Genomic DNA, 904 nt, shown 5'->3' with positions numbered 1-904 from the left:
TTGAGGTTTACATGCGTAAGAAGGTAACCAAGGCGATTTTTCCCGTTGCGGGTCTGGGCACACGTTTTCTGCCGGCGACGAAATCGGTTCCCAAAGAGATCATGACGCTGGTCGACCGGCCGCTGGTGCAATACGCCATCGACGAGGCGCGCGCGGCCGGGATCAAGGAATTCCTCTTCGTCACCTCGCGCGGCAAATCGGCGCTGGAGGATTATTTCGACCACAATCCGATCCTCGAGCAGGAGCTGCGCAAGAAGGGCAAGGACGACCTGCTCGAAACGCTCAAATCGACCAATATGGAAAGCGGCGCCATCGCCTATATCCGGCAGCACAAGGCGCTGGGTCTGGGCCATGCGGTCTGGTGCGCGCGCCGGCTGATCGGCAACGAACCCTTTGCGGTGATGCTGCCCGATGACGTGATCGCGGCGGAAAAGCCCTGCCTGCAGCAGATGGTCGAGGCTTACGCCGAGACCGGCGGCAACATGGTCGCCGCGATGGAAGTGCCACCCGAGAAGGCCAGTTCCTATGGCGTGCTGGACGTGGCCGAGGACATGGGCGCGGTGGTGAGCGCCCGCGGCATGGTCGAAAAGCCCGCCCCCGGAACCGAGCCGTCGAACCTGGCGGTGATCGGGCGCTACATTCTCGAACCTTCGGTGCTGCGCAATCTCAACAAGATGAAGCAGGGCGCGGGCGGTGAGATCCAGCTGACCGACGCAATCGCCGAGGACATCAGCGCCGGCAAGCCGGTCTATGGCTACCGGTTCCGCGGCCAGCGCTTCGATTGCGGTTCGAAATCGGGTTTCCTGCAGGCCACCGTCGCCTTCGCACTGGCCCGCGACGAGCTGCGCGACGACCTCAGCAGGTACCTCACCGAGGTAATCCACGCCAAACAGGCCGCTGAATA

At 62.8% G+C, this 904-nt stretch carries 1 protein-coding gene; it reads left to right on the top strand.

Annotated elements, in window-relative coordinates; translation table 11 throughout:
• Nucleotides 1-11: 11 nt before the first annotated feature.
• On the top strand, nucleotides 12-904 hold an 893-nt coding region (gene galU / locus M3P21_RS22355), incomplete at its 3' end, for a UTP--glucose-1-phosphate uridylyltransferase GalU (protein WP_249713714.1).

This window comes from Ruegeria spongiae (genome assembly GCF_023502395.1).
In the GTDB taxonomy this organism is placed as follows: Bacteria; Pseudomonadota; Alphaproteobacteria; order Rhodobacterales; family Rhodobacteraceae; genus Ruegeria_C; species Ruegeria_C spongiae.
The sequence above is the reverse complement of the archived record's forward strand: the minus strand, read 5'-3'. Positions and strand labels throughout refer to the sequence as shown.